The 18,615-nt window shown below is 68.8% G+C and carries 16 protein-coding genes; all 16 read left to right on the top strand.

Translation table 11 applies throughout. The features are described 5' to 3' along the window. Positions 1-911: 911 nt before the first annotated feature. The 16 genes from dtd to acnD all read left to right on the top strand — a co-directional run bounded on the left by dtd (position 912) and on the right by acnD (position 17,945). A complete protein-coding gene (gene dtd / locus ACEZHJ_RS00400; RefSeq protein ID WP_375036110.1) occupies positions 912-1,361 on the top strand; it encodes a D-aminoacyl-tRNA deacylase in 450 nt (149 codons plus the stop codon). Positions 1,362-1,441: 80 nt separating this feature from the next. Continuing rightward, the gene (hisB, locus tag ACEZHJ_RS00395) at positions 1,442-2,035 is read left to right on the top strand and encodes an imidazoleglycerol-phosphate dehydratase HisB (protein ID WP_259202215.1); all 594 of its coding nucleotides are present in this window, start codon (positions 1,442-1,444) and stop codon (positions 2,033-2,035) included. Between the two features lie 10 nt (positions 2,036-2,045). Beyond that, complete coding sequence (gene hisH, locus ACEZHJ_RS00390; RefSeq protein ID WP_163140263.1) at positions 2,046-2,684, top strand: imidazole glycerol phosphate synthase subunit HisH; 639 nt, start codon at positions 2,046-2,048, stop codon at positions 2,682-2,684. A gap of 66 nt (positions 2,685-2,750) precedes the next feature. Next, the gene (gene hisA / locus ACEZHJ_RS00385; RefSeq protein WP_026321069.1) at positions 2,751-3,494 is read left to right on the top strand and encodes a 1-(5-phosphoribosyl)-5-[(5-phosphoribosylamino)methylideneamino]imidazole-4-carboxamide isomerase; all 744 of its coding nucleotides are present in this window, start codon (positions 2,751-2,753) and stop codon (positions 3,492-3,494) included. Continuing rightward, positions 3,494-4,267, top strand: coding sequence for an imidazole glycerol phosphate synthase subunit HisF (hisF, locus tag ACEZHJ_RS00380; RefSeq protein ID WP_018718094.1), 774 nt, complete (start codon positions 3,494-3,496; stop codon positions 4,265-4,267). Before hisA ends, hisF begins: the two co-directional genes overlap by 1 nt. Further along, complete coding sequence (gene hisI, locus ACEZHJ_RS00375) at positions 4,264-4,659, top strand: phosphoribosyl-AMP cyclohydrolase (protein ID WP_018718095.1); 396 nt, start codon at positions 4,264-4,266, stop codon at positions 4,657-4,659. Before hisF ends, hisI begins: the two co-directional genes overlap by 4 nt. Further along, complete coding sequence (locus ACEZHJ_RS00370) at positions 4,652-4,975, top strand: phosphoribosyl-ATP diphosphatase (RefSeq protein ID WP_375036109.1); 324 nt, start codon at positions 4,652-4,654, stop codon at positions 4,973-4,975. Before hisI ends, ACEZHJ_RS00370 begins: the two co-directional genes overlap by 8 nt. 52 nt (positions 4,976-5,027) lie before the next feature. After that, entirely contained in the window at positions 5,028-5,288 is a 261-nt protein-coding gene (tatA, locus tag ACEZHJ_RS00365) for a Sec-independent protein translocase subunit TatA (RefSeq protein ID WP_018718097.1), read from the top strand. An 18-nt stretch (positions 5,289-5,306) separates the two neighbouring features. Beyond that, complete coding sequence (gene tatB / locus ACEZHJ_RS00360; RefSeq protein ID WP_018718098.1) at positions 5,307-5,702, top strand: Sec-independent protein translocase protein TatB; 396 nt, start codon at positions 5,307-5,309, stop codon at positions 5,700-5,702. Further along, positions 5,699-6,457 (top strand): twin-arginine translocase subunit TatC, encoded by a 759-nt coding sequence (gene tatC, locus ACEZHJ_RS00355; protein ID WP_018718099.1) that lies wholly within the window; start codon positions 5,699-5,701, stop codon positions 6,455-6,457. Before tatB ends, tatC begins: the two co-directional genes overlap by 4 nt. 523 nt (positions 6,458-6,980) lie before the next feature. Beyond that, positions 6,981-9,800: a 2-oxoglutarate dehydrogenase E1 component gene (locus tag ACEZHJ_RS00350; RefSeq protein WP_018718100.1), complete on the top strand. Its 2,820-nt coding sequence runs from the start codon at positions 6,981-6,983 to the stop codon at positions 9,798-9,800. A gap of 77 nt (positions 9,801-9,877) precedes the next feature. Further along, positions 9,878-11,218, top strand: a complete 1,341-nt coding sequence (gene odhB, locus ACEZHJ_RS00345; protein WP_018718101.1) for a 2-oxoglutarate dehydrogenase complex dihydrolipoyllysine-residue succinyltransferase — start codon at positions 9,878-9,880, stop codon at positions 11,216-11,218. Between the two features lie 25 nt (positions 11,219-11,243). Further along, entirely contained in the window at positions 11,244-12,665 is a 1,422-nt protein-coding gene (gene lpdA, locus ACEZHJ_RS00340; RefSeq protein WP_018718102.1) for a dihydrolipoyl dehydrogenase, read from the top strand. Between the two features lie 425 nt (positions 12,666-13,090). Then, positions 13,091-13,975 carry a methylisocitrate lyase gene (prpB, locus tag ACEZHJ_RS00335; protein WP_018718103.1) on the top strand — a complete coding sequence of 295 codons (885 nt, stop codon included), beginning with the start codon at positions 13,091-13,093 and terminating at the stop codon, positions 13,973-13,975. A 76-nt stretch (positions 13,976-14,051) separates the two neighbouring features. Next, complete coding sequence (prpC, locus tag ACEZHJ_RS00330; RefSeq protein ID WP_018718104.1) at positions 14,052-15,176, top strand: 2-methylcitrate synthase; 1,125 nt, start codon at positions 14,052-14,054, stop codon at positions 15,174-15,176. A 156-nt stretch (positions 15,177-15,332) separates the two neighbouring features. Next, on the top strand, positions 15,333-17,945 hold the full coding sequence (acnD, locus tag ACEZHJ_RS00325) for a Fe/S-dependent 2-methylisocitrate dehydratase AcnD (protein WP_375036108.1): 2,613 nt from the start codon (positions 15,333-15,335) through the stop codon (positions 17,943-17,945). Positions 17,946-18,615: the final 670 nt, after the last annotated feature.

Genomic DNA, 18,615 nt, shown 5'->3' with positions numbered 1-18,615 from the left:
CGGGGCTATACCGGATCACGCTGAACCCACGCACCGCGACGCCGTGGCCCGGCTCCCGTAGGTTGGCTGCTCCCGGCAGCCAACAGGCCCTCCCGGTATCGGCTGCCGCCGGCGGCCAACGCAACCGCTCCACGGCGGTTGTCGGGGTGTGGCGTGCCCGGGCCGGGGGCCGTTGACGACTCACACGGGGACAGGCCTGCGGTCGGTGGGCTGCTCGAAGCCAGCCGACATCCGCCGTGGAGCGGTTGCGTTGGCCGCCGGCGGCAGCCGATACCGGTAGGGCCTGTTGGCTGCCGGGAGCAGCCAACCTACGGGAGCCGGGCCACGGCGTCGCGGTGCGTGGGTTCAGCGTGATCCGGTATAGCCCCGTCCAGGCGGACCGTAGGTCGGTATTAGGTGTAGGTCGGCTGCTCGAAGGCAGCCGACAATGGCCCTGGAGAAGCGGCGTTGCAGGGAGCCGCCCGCGCGCGGGTGGGGCCGGCCGTGTGGAGTCGGGCGCCGCTGGTGTGCAATATCCCCGGCTGACTGACGCCCTGCACACGGCCGACGTTTCCCGGCACCCCTGACACACCGGGCGGACGCGCGGGTCCGTGATCCGGCCGCTCCGCCGCTTTCTACGTTGTGCTGGACCAAAAAAATGCCGGCGCGATCCCTGCGCCGGCTTGTTAGGTTCACTGTGCTGGAGGTGAAACGCGCACGCGACCCCCTCCGTGGGGTCGACCGGCTCCTGCCGGCGTGCGCCACTTCCCTGTGGTTTTTGTTATGGCCGCGGCTTCCTGCTGCGGCCCGCCCGCCCTCAATGGCAGGCACGGGGACAGGATGCCACCATCGCCGGGGGGTGACTGTCAGCCGCCGGTGACAGACCATGTAGGAATTGGCCTACACGGCCGCTACCCCATCCGGAGGAAGACATGATCGCGCTGCTTCAGCGCGTCAGCCGCGCGGCGGTGGACGTCGACGGCAGGACCGTCGCCGCGATCGGCGGAGGGCTGCTCGTGCTCGTCGGCGTTCAGCGCGAGGACGGGCCGGCGGACGCCGCCCGGCTCGCCGGGCGGCTGCTCGCCTACCGCGTGTTCGAGGACGCCGATGGCCGGATGAACCGTTCCCTGACGGATACCGGCGGCGGGCTGCTGCTGGTGCCGCAGTTCACCCTCGCGGCCGACACCCGCAAGGGCAACCGCCCGGGGTTCTCCACCGCGGCGTCGCCGGATGCCGGCCGGCGGCTGTTCGATGCCCTCGTCGGCCACTGCCGGGAGCGGCATGCGGACGTGGCGACCGGCGTGTTCGGTGCGGACATGGCCGTGAGCCTGGTCAACGACGGTCCGGTGACCTTCCGTCTGGCGACCCGGGAGCCCCGCTGAGCCGGGTCTCAGCGGTCACCACAATGCACTGGGAGGCGTGGTATGCTCCGCGCGTCACCCAGCCCAGTTGATGCGAGACCATGGCCGAGCGAACCGCGAGCGTAGAGCGCAACACCCTGGAAACCCGGATCCGTGCCACCGTCAATCTCGACGGCACGGGGGCATCCAACATCGACATCGGTGTGCCGTTCCTCGAGCACATGCTCGACCAGGTGGCGCGCCACGGGCTGATCGACATCGATATCCAGGCCGAGGGCGATCACCACATCGACGATCACCACACCGTCGAGGACGTCGGCATTACCCTGGGCCAGGCGCTCGCGAAGGCACTCGGCGACAAGAAGGGCATCCGCCGCTTCGGCCACGCCTACTGCCCGCTGGACGAGGCGCTCTCGCGGGTGGTGGTGGACTTCTCCGGCCGCCCGGGGCTGGAGTTCCACGTTGAGTTCCCGCGCGCGCGGATCGGCAGCTTCGACGTCGACCTGTTCAGCGAGTTCTTCCAGGGCCTGGTCAATCACGCCTGGATCACCCTGCACGTGGACAACCTGCGCGGGCGCAACGCGCACCACGTGGCGGAGACGGTGTTCAAGGCCACCGGCCGCGCCCTGCGCATGGCCGTGGAGCTCGACGAGCGCCAGGCGGGGGTGACGCCCTCCACCAAGGGCGCACTGTAAGGGGGCGTCCATGGCAAGCACCGTCGTTGTCGACTACGGCATGGGCAACCTGCGCTCCATGGCCAAGGCGCTGGAGCACGCCGGCGCCGGGGACGTGCGGGTGACCGATGACGCCGAGATCATCGCCGCCGCGGATCGGGTCGTCTTTCCCGGCCAGGGCGCGGCGCGGGACTGCATGAGTGCGCTGCACGCCCACGAGCTCATCGACGTGCTCGGCGAGAGCATGGTCCGCAAGCCCTTCCTCGGTGCGTGCATGGGCATGCAGGTCCTGCTCGCCTGGAGCGAGGAGAACGGCGGCATCGACCTGCTCGGGCGCTTTCCCGGGCGGATCCGCCACTTCCGCCACCACTTCACGGCGGCGGACACCGGACTGAAGGTCCCGCACATGGGATGGAACCGCGTGCGCCAGACGACGTCCCACCCATTGTGGGCGGGCATTGACGACGGCGAGTGGTTCTACTTCGTGCATAGCTACTATGCCGAGCCGGACGAGGATGCCCTGGTGCTGGGGCGCACCGACTACGGCGGGCCATTTGCGAGCGTGCTCGGGCGCGGCAATATCTTCGCGACCCAGTTCCATCCGGAGAAGAGCCATGACGCCGGTGTGCGTCTGCTTGCGAACTTCGTCCGCTGGGACGGCGCCGCCTGAGGCGCCGACCGACGAGCGCGCGGCCCGCTGCGGTCGCGATCGAGAACAGGTGAAATGGATTCGGACATGCTGCTGATTCCCGCGATTGACCTCAAAGAGGGCAAGTGCGTGCGTCTGCGCCAGGGGCGCATGGACGACGAGACGATCTTCTCCGACGATCCGGTTGCCATTGCCGGGCGCTGGATCGAGGCCGGTGCGCGGCGCATCCATATCGTCGATCTCAACGGCGCGGTGGCCGGCTTCCCGGTCAACGCGGACATCATCGGGCGCATCGCCGAGGAGTATCCGGACGTGGAGATCCAGGTCGGCGGCGGTATCCGCAGCTTCGATGTCATCCAGACGTATCTGGACGTGGGCGTCGACTACGTGATCATCGGCACCCAGGCGGTGCGCCGCCCGGCATTCGTCGACGACGCCTGCGACGAGTTCCCCGGCCACATCATCGTCGGCCTGGACGCCAAGGACGGGATGGTCGCCACCGACGGCTGGGAGCAGGTCAGCCAGGCCAGCGCCGAGGACATGGCGCGGCGTTTCGAGGCCGCCGGCGTGGAGGCGCTGGTGTTCACCGACATCGGCCGCGACGGCATGATGCGCGGCGTCAACGTCGAGGCGACGGCGCGGCTGGCCCGGGCGGTGGAGATCCCGGTCATCGCCTCCGGTGGCGTCTCCTCCATGGACGACGTGCGCGCGCTGTGCGCCGCGGCGGACAGCGGCATCAGCGGGGCCATCGTCGGCCGCGCCCTCTACGAGGGCGGTCTCGACCTCGCCGAGGCCCAGCGCACCGCCAACGAGCTCACGGGGGCCGCGTAATGGCGCTCGCCAAGCGCATCATCCCCTGCCTGGACGTGGACGCCGGGCGTGTGGTCAAGGGCGTGCGCTTCGTCGACATCCGCGACGCCGGCGACCCCGTGGCCGTGGCCCGGGAATACGACCGCGCCGGCGCGGACGAGATCACCTTCCTCGACATCACCGCCAGCCACCAGGGCCGCGAGACCATTGTCGAGGTGGTCGAGGCGGTGGCGAGCGAGGTCTTCATTCCGCTGACGGTGGGCGGCGGGGTGCGCGAGATCGCCGACGTGCGCCGGCTGCTCAACGCCGGTGCGGACAAGGTCGCGATCAATACCGCCGCCGTGCACCACCCCGAGTTCGTGGCGGAGGCCGCCGAGCGCTTCGGCTCGCAGTGCATCGTCGTCGCCGTGGACGCCAAGCGTGTGGCCGACGTCGACGGCGAGCCGCGCTGGGCCGTATTCACTCACGGCGGACGCCGTGAGACGGGTCTGGATGCGGTGGACTGGGCGCGGCACATGGCCGGGCTCGGCGCCGGCGAGATCCTGCTCACCAGCATGGACCGTGACGGCACCCGCGAGGGCTTCGACTGCGCGCTCACCCGCGCCGTCTCCGAGGCCACCGGCGTGCCGGTCATCGCCTCCGGCGGCGTGGGCTCGCTCCAGCATCTCGTCGACGGGGTGCTCGAGGGCCGGGCGGACGCCGTGCTGGCGGCGAGCATTTTCCACTTCGGCGAGTACTCCATCGCCGAGGCCAAGGCCTACATGGCCGAGCACGGCATCGAGGTGCGCCGATGAGCTGGCTCGACGAGGTTTGCTGGAACGACGACGGCCTGGTGGCGGCGATCGCCCAGGACGCCGGCGACGGCGAGGTCCTGATGATGGCCTGGATGAACCGCGAGGCCCTGGAGCGGACCGCCGAGCTGGGCGAGGCGGTGTACTACTCGCGCTCCCGCGGGCGGCTGTGGCACAAGGGCGAGAGCTCGGGCCACACCCAGCGGGTGCACGAGCTGCGCATCGACTGCGACGGCGATGTCGTGCTGCTGCGGGTGACCCAGGCCGGCGGGATCGCCTGCCACACCGGGCGGCGCAGCTGCTTTTACCGGCGCCTGGCGGACGGGGACTGGGCCGAGACGGCCCCGGTCCTGCGCGACCCGGCGTCGATCTACGGGGGGAACGGCAATGGATGAGCGTATCCTCGAGCGCCTCGCCGAGGTGCTGGAGACGCGCAAGGGCGAGGACCCGGGGCGCTCCTACGTGGCGGGGCTGTATGCCCGGGGCGAGGACCAGATCCTCAAGAAGGTCGGCGAAGAGGCCACCGAGACCGTGATCGCCGCGAAGTCCGGCGACACGGACCATCTGGTTTATGAGACCGCGGATCTGTGGTTCCATACATTGGTCATGTTGGCGCATTATGATCGGGGTCCCGCCGACGTGCTCGAAGAGCTCGGACGCCGCTTCGGCCTGTCCGGCCTGGACGAAAAGGCCGCGCGCGACGGCGACTAGATCACAACGCCACCGCCTGCCGGCGGCGGCTGCAGCTGTCAGGAGAGGTTAAATGGGTTTCGGTGGTATCAGCGTCTGGTCGCTTCTGCTCATTCTGGTCATCGTGCTGCTGCTGTTCGGCACCAAGAAGCTGCGCAACATCGGTTCGGATCTTGGTGGTGCGGTGCGCGGCTTCAAGCACGCCATGGATGACGGCGAGAAGGAGAAATCCTCCGATGCCTCCGGCGAGCGGCTCGAGGCCTCCGAGGAGAAGCCCGGCGAGTCCACTTCGGAGACCGAAGAGACCGGCCGCGACCGGCACCACACCAGCTGATCCCGGCATCCTACACCGATGTTTGATGTCGGCTTCTGGGAACTGCTGATCATCGGGGTGATCGCGCTCATCGTGGTCGGCCCCGAGCGGCTGCCGGGGCTTGCCCGGACGGTCGGGCTGTGGGTCGGACGGGCCCGCGCCACCTTCTACTCCCTGCGCGACGAAATCGAACGCGAGTCCGACCTCCAGGGGCTGCGTGACACCGAGCGCGCCCTGCGCGAGCGCGGTCAGGAGTTCCGCGAGAGCGTGGAGCGCACCGCGAGCGAGGTGCGCGATACCGCCGAGCGCACGCGCTCGGAAGTGGAGGAGGCCGCCTCCGCGTCCGCCGAGAGCACCACCGGCGGCGGTGACAGTGACAGCGACGCCGGCGAGCAGAATGCCGGCACAGAGACACGGGACCGTAACGGACAATGAGCGTGGAGCCCCACGACCAGTCGGTGGACGACGACGACCGCCCGCTGCTCAGTCACCTGCTCGAGCTGCGCAGCCGGCTGATGCGCTCGCTGCTCGTCACCCTCGCCGTCTTCCTGGTGCTCTACCCGTTCCGGGAGCCGCTCTACCACTGGCTCGCCGGGCCGCTGCAGGCCGTGCTGCCGGAGGGCGCCCAGATGATCGCCACCCAGGTGGCGACGCCCTTCCTGATCCCGCTCAAGCTCGCGCTGGTCTGCGCGTTCTTCGTGTGCATCCCCTACATCCTCTACCAGGTGTGGGCGTTCGTCGCCCCCGGGCTGTACCGCCACGAGCGCCGGCTGATCTGGCCGCTGGTGGCCTCCAGCGTGGCGCTGTTCTACCTGGGCATGGCGTTCGCCTATTTCGTGGTCTTCCCGCTGGTGTTCCGGTTCTTCGCCGGCGTCACCCCCGAGGGGGTGTCGATGATGACCGACATCGGCGAGTATCTCTCCTTCGTGCTCACGCTGTTCTTCGCCTTCGGTGCCTCGTTCGAGGTGCCGATCGCCACCATTCTGCTGATCCGAAGCGGCGTGATCTCCCGTCGCGAGCTGGGCGCGAAGCGGCCCTACGTGATCGTGGTCGCGTTCACCGTGGGGATGCTGCTCACCCCGCCCGACGTCATCTCCCAGGTGCTGCTCGCGGTGCCGATCTGGCTGCTCTTCGAGCTCGGGCTGATCTTCTCGCGTTTTCTCCCCGGCTCGGCCGATGAGGACGAGTGAGACGCTTACCTTTTGGTAAGAAAACTCACTGGTTTGAGCTCTGCCGGTTTCGCAAGGGGCTGTTTCGGGGTGTAAACCCTTGCCACTGTTGCGCTTGTGACCGGCGGCGCGTATGGTATTAAGCCCGTTTCGCGAAGGCCTTTGGTGTCAGAGATTGAATGAGTGCCGCACGCGAAACCTTCATTTGCGGCAAGGACAGTCGGGCACAGCGTGAGATGAACGCTTCCGGAGCCAGTGCATCCGGCCCTGCAGCACAACGCCCCGGCGGACCCCGGGGCAGGTCCCCGGGGCCGTGCCGCGAGCACCGCGCGGGAGCCCGTCCCGACGGGCGCGCCGGCCGTGTTCCATGCCTGCCGTCCCGCCATCCCGAAGCCGCTCCCCGGCATCCGGTCTCAGCCCATCCCGTGCTCCATCCAACCCCCCTGTCTCCGGCCGCCGGTCGCTGGCGGAGGTGGTGTGGTGGGCTACCTTTTGCCGTAAGTCCGTCCCTGCACACGCGCGTCAATCACCGGGTGATCTTTCCATGAATGGTGCTTTTGAACGGTTACTGCGTAACTCCTATCTCAGCGGCAGCAATGCCAGCTACATGGAGGCCCTCTACGAGGCCTACCTGAACGATCCCGACTCCGTGAACACCGAGTGGAAGCGCTACTTCCAGGGCCTCGAGGCCGGTGACGGCGCCGCCGTGCGGGACGTCCCCCACGGTCCGATCCGCGAGGAGTTCGCCGAGATCGGCCGCCGCCGCGGCCACAACGGCGCGGCCACCGGCGAGATCGCCCCGGAGGTCGCCCAGAAGCAGGCGGCGGTGCTGCGGCTGATCAACGCCTACCGCTTCCGCGGCCACCAGCGCGCCGACATCGATCCGCTCAATCTCCGCGCCAAGCCCGAGGTGCCGGATCTCGATCCGGCGTACCACGGCCTGACCGGGGAGGACATGGACCGGCGGTTCAATACCGGTTCGCTGTTCACCTCGGAGCAGCTCACGCTGCGCGAGATCATCGCCCTGTGTGAGGACGTGTACGCGGGCAAGATCGGCTCGGAGTACATGCACATCACCGACACCGCGCAGAAGCGCTGGATCCAGGAGCGCCTGGAGCGCCCGCGCGCGCGGCCCGAACTCGACACCGAGCGCCGGCGCCGGCTGCTGGAGAGCATCACTGCCGCGGAGGGCATCGAGAAGTACCTCAACAGCAAGTACGTCGGCCAGAAGCGCTTCTCCCTGGAGGGCGGCGAGGTCATCATCCCGCTGCTCGACGAGGTGGTGCAGCGCGGGGGCAGCCAGGGCGTGCGCGAGATGGTGCTCGGCATGGCCCACCGCGGCCGGCTGAACGTGCTGGTTAACCTGCTCGGCAAGTCGCCGGCGGAGCTGTTCGCCGAGTTCGAGGGCGACTACGAGCTGGACAACGCCACCGCCGGCGACGTGAAGTACCACATGGGCTATTCGTCGGACATCCAGACGTCCGGCGGGGCGCTCCATCTGGCGCTGGCGTTCAACCCCTCGCACCTGGAGATCGTCAACCCGGTGGTCGTCGGCTCGACCCGGGCGCGCATGCAGCGTCGACACGACGCCACCGGCGACGAGGTCCTGCCGGTGCTCATCCACGGTGACGCCGCCTTCGCCGGCCAGGGCGTGATCATGGAGACCTTCCAGCTCTCCCAGGCCCGCGGTTTCTATACCGGCGGCACCATGCACGTGATCATCAACAACCAGATCGGCTTCACCACCTCGAATCCGCTCGACTCGCGCTCGACGTTCTACTGCACCGAGGTCGCGAAGATGGTTCAGGCGCCGATCTTCCACGTCAACGGCGATGACCCGGAGGCGGTGCTGTTCGTCACCCAGCTGGCGATGGACTACCGCAAGCGTTTCCGCCGCGATGTGGTCATCGACGTCATCTGCTATCGCCGGCACGGGCACAACGAGGCGGACGAGCCCTCGGCGACCCAGCCGATGATGTACCAGAAGATCAAGAAGCACACGCCGCTGCGCAAGCTCTACGCCGAGCGCCTGGTCGGGGACGACGTCATCGCCGGCGACGACGCCAAGCGCATGGAGCGCAGCTACCGTGACCGCCTCGACGAGGGTGAGGTCGTCGCACCCAACATGGTCGAGGACGTCCAGAATGAGTTCCTGGTCGACTGGTCGCCCTTCTTCTCCGGCGGCGAGGACCAGGAGGTCGAGACGGCCGTCTCGCTGGAGCGCATCCGCGGCCTGCAGGAGCACCTCCAGCGCCTGCCCGAGGGCTTCGAACTCAACCCCCGGGTGGCGAGTATGATGGAGAGCCGGCGCAAGATGGCCGCCGGCGCGCTGGCCATGGACTGGGGCTTTGCCGAGACCATGGCCTACGCGAGCCTCCTCGAGGAGGGCTGGCAGGTGCGCCTCACCGGCCAGGATTCCGGCCGCGGCACCTTCTTCCATCGCAATGCCGTGCTCCACAACGCGAAGGACGGCACCACCCACGTGCCGCTCAAGGACGTCGGCGAGGATCCGGCGAGCTTCACGGTCATCGACTCGCTGCTCTCCGAGGAAGCGGTGCTCGGTTTCGAGTACGGCTACTCCACCTCGGATCCGCAGACGCTGACGATCTGGGAGGCGCAGTTCGGTGACTTCGTCAACGGCGCGCAGGTGGTCATCGACCAGTTCATCAGCTCCGGGCAGGCCAAGTGGGGCCGGCTCTGCGGGCTGACCATGTTCCTGCCCCACGGCTACGAAGGCCAGGGGCCGGAGCACTCCTCGGCGCGACTGGAGCGCTTCCTGCAGCTGTGCGCGGAGCAGAACATCCAGGTCTGCGTGCCCTCCACCCCGGCGCAGTTCTTCCACATGCTGCGCCGGCAGATGCTGCAGACCACGCGCAAGCCCCTGATCGTGATGACGCCGAAGTCGCTGCTCCGCCACAAGCTCTCCACCTCGGTGCTGGACGAGCTCTCCCGCGGGCGCTTCCACCGCGTCATCGACGAGATCGACGAGATGAAGGTCAAGTCGATCAACCGCGTGGTGGTGTGCAGCGGCAAGGTCTACTACGACCTGCTCCAGGAGCGGCGCAAGCGCGAGCAGGACGACGTCGCCATCGTGCGCGTCGAGCAGCTCTACCCCTTCCCGGAGAAGGAGCTCTCCGCGCTGCTCAAGCGCCGCTACAAGGGGGCCAAGGAGGTGGTCTGGTGCCAGGAGGAGCCCCAGAACCAGGGCGCGTGGTACCAGATCCAGCATCACGTGCGGAACTGCATGACCCGCGAGCAGTCGCTCAGCTATGCCGGCCGGGATCCGTCCGCCTCGCCGGCTGTGGGCTATGCCAAGCTCCACCACGAGCAGCAGCGCCGCCTCGTCGAGGCCGCGCTCGGCTGAACACGAACCGGTAAGCGCATCGCGCCGATAATCCAGGCCCGGGGATGGGGCCACCGAGGACAACAAGCGAGGAATCGATGAGTATCGAAGTCAAGGTACCCGCACTGCCCGAATCCGTGACCGAGGCCACCGTGGTCACCTGGCACAAGCAGCCCGGTGACGCGGTGGAACGCGACGAGAACCTGGTCGATATCGAGACCGACAAGGTCGTGCTCGAGGTGCCGGCCCCGGAGGACGGGGTGCTCGGCGAGATCCTCAAGAACGAGGGCGACACGGTCACCGCCGACGAGGTCATCGCCACCCTCGGCGAGGGCGGCGGTGCGGGTGCCGCGGCGAAGCAGGAGTCTGCCGGGGAGGCGCCGGCCGAGTCCGCGGGTAAGCAGGAGGCCGAGCCGGCCGCCGAGCCCGAGCCGGAGCCCGCCGAGTCCTCCGCCGGCAAGGCCCCGGCCGCCGAGGCGGACGATGACCTCTCCCCCGCGGTGCGGCGCATGGTCGCCGAGCACGACCTCGACCCGTCCCGTATCGAGGGCACCGGTCGCGACGGGCGGATCACCAAGGAGGACGTGCAGCGCTACCTCGACAGCGGCGACTCCGGCGGCGACAGCGGTGCCGCCGAGCGCAAGCCCCGCGAGCCGGAGCCGGCGGGTCGGCGCAGCGCCCCGGCCGAGTCCAAGTCGCCGGAGGCCCCGGCGGTCTCCGAGGCCGCCGCCGGCGGCGACCGCCCGGAGCGCCGCGTGCCCATGACCCGCCTGCGCCAGCGTATCGCCGAGCGCCTGGTGGAGGCGCAGCAGACCGCCGCCATGCTGACCACGTTCAACGAGGTCAACATGAAGCCGGTCATGGATCTGCGCGCCCGCTACAAGGACCAGTTCGAGAAGACCCACGGCATCAAGCTGGGCTTCATGTCGTTCTTCGTGAAGGCCGCGGTCGAAGCCCTCAAGCGCTTCCCCGCCGTGAACGCCTCCATCGACGGCTCGGACATCATCTACCACGGCTACTACGACATCGGCATCGCCGTGTCCACGGAGCGCGGCCTGATGGTGCCGGTGCTGCGTAACGCCGATCAGCTCTCGTTCGCGGAGATCGAGTCCGCGATCACCGACTTCGGCCAGCGCGCCAAGGCCGGCAAGATCAGTATCGACGAGCTCACCGGCGGCACCTTCACGCTCACCAACGGCGGCATCTTCGGCTCGCTGCTGTCCACGCCGATCCTCAACCCGCCCCAGAGCGGCATCCTCGGGATGCACAAGATCCAGGAGCGGGCCATGGTGGAGAACGGCGAGATCCGGGCCCTGCCGATGATGTACCTCGCCCACTCCTACGATCACCGCATCATCGACGGCCGCGAGGCAGTGCAGTTCCTCGTCGCGATCAAGGAGGTCATCGAGGACCCGGCGCGGCTGCTGCTCGAGGTTTAACCGGCTTTAGACAACGGGAGTCAAAATGGCCAATTCCTACGACGTTATCGTCATCGGTGCCGGCCCCGCGGGCTACGTGGCGGCCATCCGCGCCTCGCAGCTGGGTATGAGCGTGGCCTGCATCGACGAGTTCCGCCGCAAGGGCAGCGAGCCCGCGCTGGGCGGGACCTGCCTGAACGTGGGCTGTATCCCCTCGAAGGCGCTGCTCGATTCCTCCGAGCAGTACCACAAGGTGACCGACGAGCTCGCCGGTCACGGGATCAACGTCAGCGGCGTCGACCTCGACGTCTCCAAGATGATCGCCCGCAAGGACAAGGTCGTCGCCGACCTCACCGGCGGCATCCAGCAGCTGTTCAAGGCGAACAAGATCGAGTGGCTCCAGGGCCACGGCAAGCTGCTCAGCGACCGCCGCGTCGAGTTCTCGCCCCACAAGGGCAAGAAGCAGACCCTGGAGGCGGGCAGCGTGATCCTCGCCACCGGCTCCAAGCCGATCGAGATCGGCGCCGCCCCCACCGACGGCGAGCGCGTGCTCACCTCCGACGGGGCGCTGGAGATGACCGAGGTGCCCAAGCGCCTGGGCGTCATCGGTGCCGGCGTGATCGGCCTGGAGATGGGCAGCGTGTGGAACCGCCTGGGCTCCAAGGTCGTGCTGCTCGAGGCCCAGGAGGAGTTCCTGGCGCCGGTGGACCACCAGGTCTCCCGCGACGCCAAGCGCCAGTTCGAGAAGCAGGGCCTGGATATCCGTCTGAACTGCCGTGTCACCGAGACCCGCCAGGGCAAGACCGTGTCCGTGCACTACGAGGACAAGGACGGCAGCCAGAACATCCAGGTGGACAAGCTCATCGTCGCCGTGGGGCGCCGGCCCAACACCGAGGAGCTGGCCCACGAGGACGTCGACCTGCTCACCGACGAGCGCGGCTTCGTGCACGTGAACGACCATTGCGAGACCAACATCCCCGGCGTCTACGCCGTCGGCGACGTGGTCCGCGGCCCCATGCTCGCCCATAAGGGCAGCGAGGAGGGCGTGATGGTCGCCGAGCGCATCGCCGGCAAGCCCGGCCACGTGAACTACGAGGCGATCCCCTGGGTGATCTACACCGACCCGGAGATCGCCTGGGTCGGACGCACGGAGAAGCAGCTCAAGAACGCGGGCACCCCGTTCCGCTCGGGGACCTTCGGCTTCGCGGCCAACGGCCGCGCACGGGCGATGGACAAGACTGCCGGTATGGTCAAGATCCTCTCCCACGCCGAGACCGACCGCGTCCTGGGCGTGCACATCTGTGGCTCCCAGGCCTCGGAGCTGATCGCCGAGTGCGTGGTCGCCATGGAGTTCGCCGCCAGCGCCGAGGACCTGGCGCGGACCATCCATGCTCACCCGACCCTCTCGGAGTCCGTCCACGAGGCCGCCCTGGCCGTGGACAAGCGCGCCATTCACAAGGCCAACTGAGGCCGTCGGCGCCAGGCGGGGCGGGGGTGACGGCATCCCCGCCCCATTCCCGTCTTCCTCCCCCGGCCGTCCCGGCCACCCGGTCCGCTGTCGTCCCGGCAATCGTCCCCGCCGGGGAACCCGCGCGTCCCGCTACCGGTCTCCACGGACAGACGGCGCGTCCCCGTGGGCCCGGAAACGCCAGCGCGGACAATTCACACGATCGCTGAATATTGCGTTTCACAATAGAGTATCCGCCGGATACGGCATCTATCGTTGCGGACGATCAGAATCGTTCTGCAACATCATGATTCGCCAGCGATTTGGGAAACGGTTTTACGCTAGCGTAAACTGACGCTCCGTGGCTCGGGCGGCGTCTGAAACTGTGAAAGCCCGCCGCCGTGTCCCCCAGGGCCGCCAGTGTCCCCGACGAGGGAGAGAAAACCATGCCGACATTGGAATCCGCAGGACGGCGCTTCCGCCGCGCCGTCGACGAAGAACGGCCGCTTCAGGTGGCCGGCACCATCAACGCCTATTCCGCGCTGCTCGCCGAGCGCGCCGGCTTCCGCGCCATCTACCTCTCCGGGGGCGGCGTGGCCAACGCCTCTTTCGGCCTCCCGGACCTGGGCATCACCCAGCTCGCCGACGTCGCCGAGGACGTCCGCCGCATCACCGGCGTGTGCGACGTGCCGCTGCTGGTGGACATTGACACCGGCTGGGGCGGGGCCTTCAACATCGCCCGCACCATCCAGGAGCTGACCCGTGCCGGCGCCGCCGCCGTGCACATCGAGGACCAGGTCCAGTCCAAGCGCTGCGGCCACCGGCCGGGCAAGGCGCTGGTCTCCAAGGCGGAGATGGTCGACCGGGTGAAGGCCGCCGTGGACGCGCGCTACGACGAGGACTTCGTGATCATGGCGCGCACCGACGCCTACGCCGGTGAGGGCCTGGAGTCCGCCGTCGAGCGTGCCGACGCCTACGTCGAGGCCGGCGCGGACATGATCTTCGCCGAGGCGTTGCACTCGCTGGAGGAGTTCAAGGCCTTCGCCGACCGCGTCTCCGTGCCCGTGCTCGCCAACATCACCGAGTTCGGCAAGACCCCGCTGTTCACCGTCGAGGAGCTGCGCGGCGCCGGGGCCGGGCTCGTGCTCTACCCGCTGTCCGCCTTCCGGGCGATGAGCCGCGCCGCCGAGCAGGTCTACGCCGCCATCCGCCAGGACGGCACCCAGTCCGCCGTGACCGAGCTCATGCAGACCCGCAACGAGCTCTACGACGTGCTCGGCTACCACGAGTACGAGCGCAAGCTCGACGAGCTGTTCTCCCGCGAGGAGTGAGCGGTCCGGACGACAGGGACAGGATCATTGACGGCCCGCCCCGCCGGGCGGGCCCGCACGCATCAGGAGAGGCACCATGACGGAGAAGAAAACGGGCGCCGGTCTGCGCGGCATGACCGCCGGCGAGACCGAGCTGTGTACCGTGGGCATCAAGGGCACCGGCCTGACCTATCGCGGCTACGACATCCACGACCTCGCCGAGCACGCGCAGTTCGAGGAGGTCGCCTACCTGCTGCTCTACGGCAAGCTCCCCAACCGCGCCGAGCTCGACGCCTACAAGCGTCGCCTCAAGGGCCTGCGCGCGCTGCCGCAGGCGCTCCGGGAGGTCCTCGAGCGCATCCCCGCGGACGCCCATCCCATGGACGTCATGCGCACCGGCTGCTCCATGCTCGGCAACCTGGAGACGGAGCAGGGCTTTGAGGAGCAGCAGGACGTCGCCGACCGCATCCTCGCCGCGCTGCCCGGGATCATCACCTACTGGTACCGCTACTCCCACGACGGCGTGCGCGTGGACACCGATACGGACGACGACTCCATCGGCGCGCAGTTCCTCCACCTGCTCCTCGGCGAGTCGCCCAACGCCACCCACGAGAAGGTGATGCACGCCTCGCTGATCCTCTACGCCGAGCACGAGTTCAACGCCTCGACGTTCACCGCGCGGGTGTGCGCCTCCACGCTCTCGGACCTGCACTCCTGCGTTACCGGCGCCATCGGCTCGCTGCGCGGCCCGCTCCACGGCGGTGCCAACGAGGCGGCGATGGCGATGATCGAGCAGTGGTCCGACCCGGACGAGGCCGAGCGCGAGATCCTCGGCATGCTCGAGCGCAAGGACAAAATCATGGGCTTCGGCCATGCCGTCTACCGCGACAAGGACCCGCGCAACGCCATCATCAAGGCGTGGTCCAGGCGCCTCGCGGACGAGATCGGCGACACTGTCCTCTACCCCGTCTCCGAGCGCGTCGCCGACGTGATGTGGCGCGAGAAGAAGCTCTTCCCCAACGCGGACTTCTTCCACGCCAGCGCCTATCACTTCATGGGCATCCCCACGAAGCTGTTCACCCCGATCTTCGTGATGTCCCGCGTCACCGGCTGGTGCGCCCACGTCTTCGAGCAGCGCGCCAACAACCGCATCATCCGCCCCAACGCGGAGTACACCGGGCCGGACCTGCAGACCTGGGTGCCGCTGGAGGAGCGGGACTGACCAACCCGCCCCGCATCCGGGCCGCCAGGGACGGCGCGCCCGGGACCGGGGAGCGCCGGCGCGAGGGACGCGCGCCGGGTCTCTGATCGTACATGCCGGGCCGACGGCCAAGCCGGCCCCCACGGCCACGGGCCAGGAAGCTGGAAGAACGACGCCATGAACACCCGATACCGCAAGTCCCTGCCGGGCACCGACCTCGACTACTTCGACACCCGCGCCGCCGTCGACGACATCCGCCCGGGCGCCTACGACCGCCTCCCCTACACCGCCCGTGTGCTGGCGGAGAACCTGGTGCGCCGCTGCGACCCGTCCCGGCTCAGCGCCGCGCTCACGCAGATCGTCGAGCGCCGGCGCGACCAGGACTTCCCCTGGTACCCCGCGCGGGTCGTCTGCCACGACATCCTGGGCCAGACCGCGCTCGTGGACCTCGCCGGTCTGCGCGACGCCATCGCCGAGAAGGGCGGCGACCCGGCCAAGGTGAACCCGGTGGTGCCGACCCAGCTCATCGTCGACCACTCCCTCGCCGTGGAGTGCGGCGGCTACGATCCGGACGCCTTCCGCAAGAACCGCGAGATCGAGGACCGTCGCAACGAGGACCGCTTCCACTTCATCGACTGGACCAAGAAGGCCTTCGACAACGTGGACGTCATCCCGCCGGGCAACGGCATCATGCACCAGATCAACCTGGAGAAGATGTCGCCGGTGGTGCAGGCACGTGACGGCGTGGCCTTCCCCGACACCTGCGTGGGCACCGACAGCCACACCCCCCACGTGGACGCGCTGGGCGTGATCGCCGTGGGCGTCGGCGGCCTGGAGGCGGAGAGCGTCATGCTCGGCCAGCCCTCCTACATGCGCCTGCCCGACATCGTCGGTGTGGAGCTCACCGGCCGGCCGCAGCCGGGCATCACCGCCACCGACATCGTCCTCTCGCTGACCGAGTTCCTGCGCCGCGAGCGCGTCGTCTCCGCGTACCTCGAGTTCTTCGGCGAGGGCGCCGAGGCCCTGACCGTGGGCGACCGCGCCACCATCTCCAACATGACCCCGGAGTACGGCGCCACCGCGGCGATGTTCCACATCGACCGCCAGACCATCGACTACCTCAAGCTCACCGGCCGCGACGACGACCAGGTGCGGCTCGTCGAGACCTACGCGAAGGAGGCCGGCCTCTGGGGCGGCGCCCTGAAGAGCGCCGAGTACGAGCGCACGCTCACCTTCGACCTCTCCGCGGTCGAGCGGACCATGGCCGGCCCGTCCAACCCGCACCGCCGCCTGCCCACCTCGCAGCTCGCCGAGCGCGGCATCGCCGGCGCCTGGGAGGAGACCGAGGGGCGGATGCCCGACGGCGCGGTGATCATCGCCGCCGTCACCAGCTGCACCAACACCTCCAACCCGCGCAACGTGGTCGCCGCCGGCCTGCTCGCGAAGAAGGCCAACGAGATGGGGCTCACCCGCAAGCCCTGGGTGAAGACCTCCCTGGCGCCGGGTTCCAAGGCCGTGCAGATGTACCTGGAGGCCTCGAACCTGCTCCCGGAACTGGAGAGCCTCGGTTTCGGCATCGTCGGCTTCGCCTGCACCAGCTGCAACGGCATGTCCGGCGCCCTCGACCCCGAGATCCAGCAGGAGATCATCGACCGCGACCTCTACACCACGGCCGTGCTCTCCGGTAACCGCAACTTCGACGGCCGCATCCACCCCTACGCCAAGCAGGCGTTCCTCGCCTCGCCGCCGCTGGTGGTGGCCTACGCCATCGCCGGCACCGTGCGCTTCGACATCGAGAAGGACGCGCTGGGGTTTGACGCCGACGGCAACCCGGTCACCCTCAAGGATCTCTGGCCCTCCGACGAGGAGATCGACCGCATCGTGCGCGAGAGCGTGAAGCCGGAGCAGTTCCGCAACGTCTACACGCCGATGTTCAACATCAGGGTGGAGAAGGGCGAGCAGGTCAGCCCGCTGTACGACTGGCGGCCCATGAGCACCTACATCCGCCGGCCCCCGTACTGGGAGGGCGACCTCGCCGACCGGCCCGCGCTCAAGGGCATGCGACCGCTGGCGGTGCTGCCGGACAACATCACCACCGACCACCTCTCGCCGTCCAACGCCATCCTCCCGGACAGCGCCGCCGGCGAGTACCTCGCGAAGATGGGCCTGCCGGAGGAAGACTTCAACTCTTACGCCACCCACCGCGGCGACCACCTCACCGCCCAGCGCGCGACGCTGGCCAACCCGAAGCTGTTCAACGAGATGGTGCGGGATGAGAACGGCGAGGTCCGCCAGGGCTCGCTCACCCGGCTGGAGCCGGAGGGCGAGGTCATGCACATGTGGGACGCCATCGAGACCTACCAGCAGCGCCGCCAGCCGCTGATCATCGTCGCCGGCGCCGACTACGGCCAGGGCTCGTCGCGAGACTGGGCCGCCAAGGGCGTGCGCCTTGCAGGCGTCGAGGCCATCGCCGCCGAGGGCTTCGAGCGCATCCACCGCACCAACTTGGTGGGCATGGGCGTGCTCCCGCTGCAGTTCCAGGAGGGCACCACCCGCAGAACCCTGGGCATCGACGGCAGCGAGACCTACGACGTCGAGGGCGAGCCGGCCCCGGGCGCCACCCTGACCCTGGTGATCCACCGCCAGGACGGCAGCCGCGAGGCGGTCCCGGTGATCTGCCGCCTGGACACCCAGGACGAGCTCAGCATCTATGCCGCCGGCGGTATCCTCCAGCGGTTTGCGAAGGAATTCATGGGGGAGGACGTGGAGACGGAGGCCGCCAGCAGCTGACGCTGCTTCCCCCCTCTCCCCCCGCCCCTCTCCCGCGAGGGGAGAGGGGGGCAAGAACGGTTCCGGTCAGCGGCATGTCCGTTGCGAGCCCCTCTCCCTCGCGGGAGAGGGGGGAAGAACGACCGCGATCAGCGGTATGTCCGTTGCGAGCCTCTCTCCCTCGTGGGAGAGAGGGGGGAGAACGACCCCGATCAGCGGTATGTCCGTGGCGAGCTTCTCTCCCTCGCGGGGGAGAGGGGGGAAGAACGGCTCCGGTCAGCGGCATGTCCGTTGCGAGCCCCTCTCTCTCGCGGGAGAGGGGGGGCAAGAACGACCCCGGTCAGCAGCATGCCCGGTGCGAGCCTCTCTCCCTTGCGGGAGAGGGGGGGAAGAACGACTCCGGTCAGCGGCATGCCCGTTGCGAGCCTCACTCCCTCGCGGGAGAGGGGGGAAGAACGACCCCGGTCAGCGGCATGTCCGTTGCGAGCCCCTCTCCCCCTCGCGGGAGAGGGGTTTGGGGAGAGGGGGAGAAACAATTGAGCTGGTCTAATTTTCGTGGACACCTCGTTAGGTGGGATGATCTTGCCCAAGACGAGGAGAACAGCCATGGCGCGCGAACGGCGCAAGTTCACGGCGGAATACAAGCAGCGGATTGCCCGGCTGGTGGTGGACGACGGGCTGAGGGTGGTTG

The sequence above is a fragment of the Arhodomonas sp. KWT2 genome (assembly GCF_041949875.1).
Classification (GTDB): Bacteria; Pseudomonadota; Gammaproteobacteria; order Nitrococcales; family Nitrococcaceae; genus Arhodomonas; species Arhodomonas aquaeolei.
This window is presented reverse-complemented; position numbering and strand designations above follow the sequence as displayed.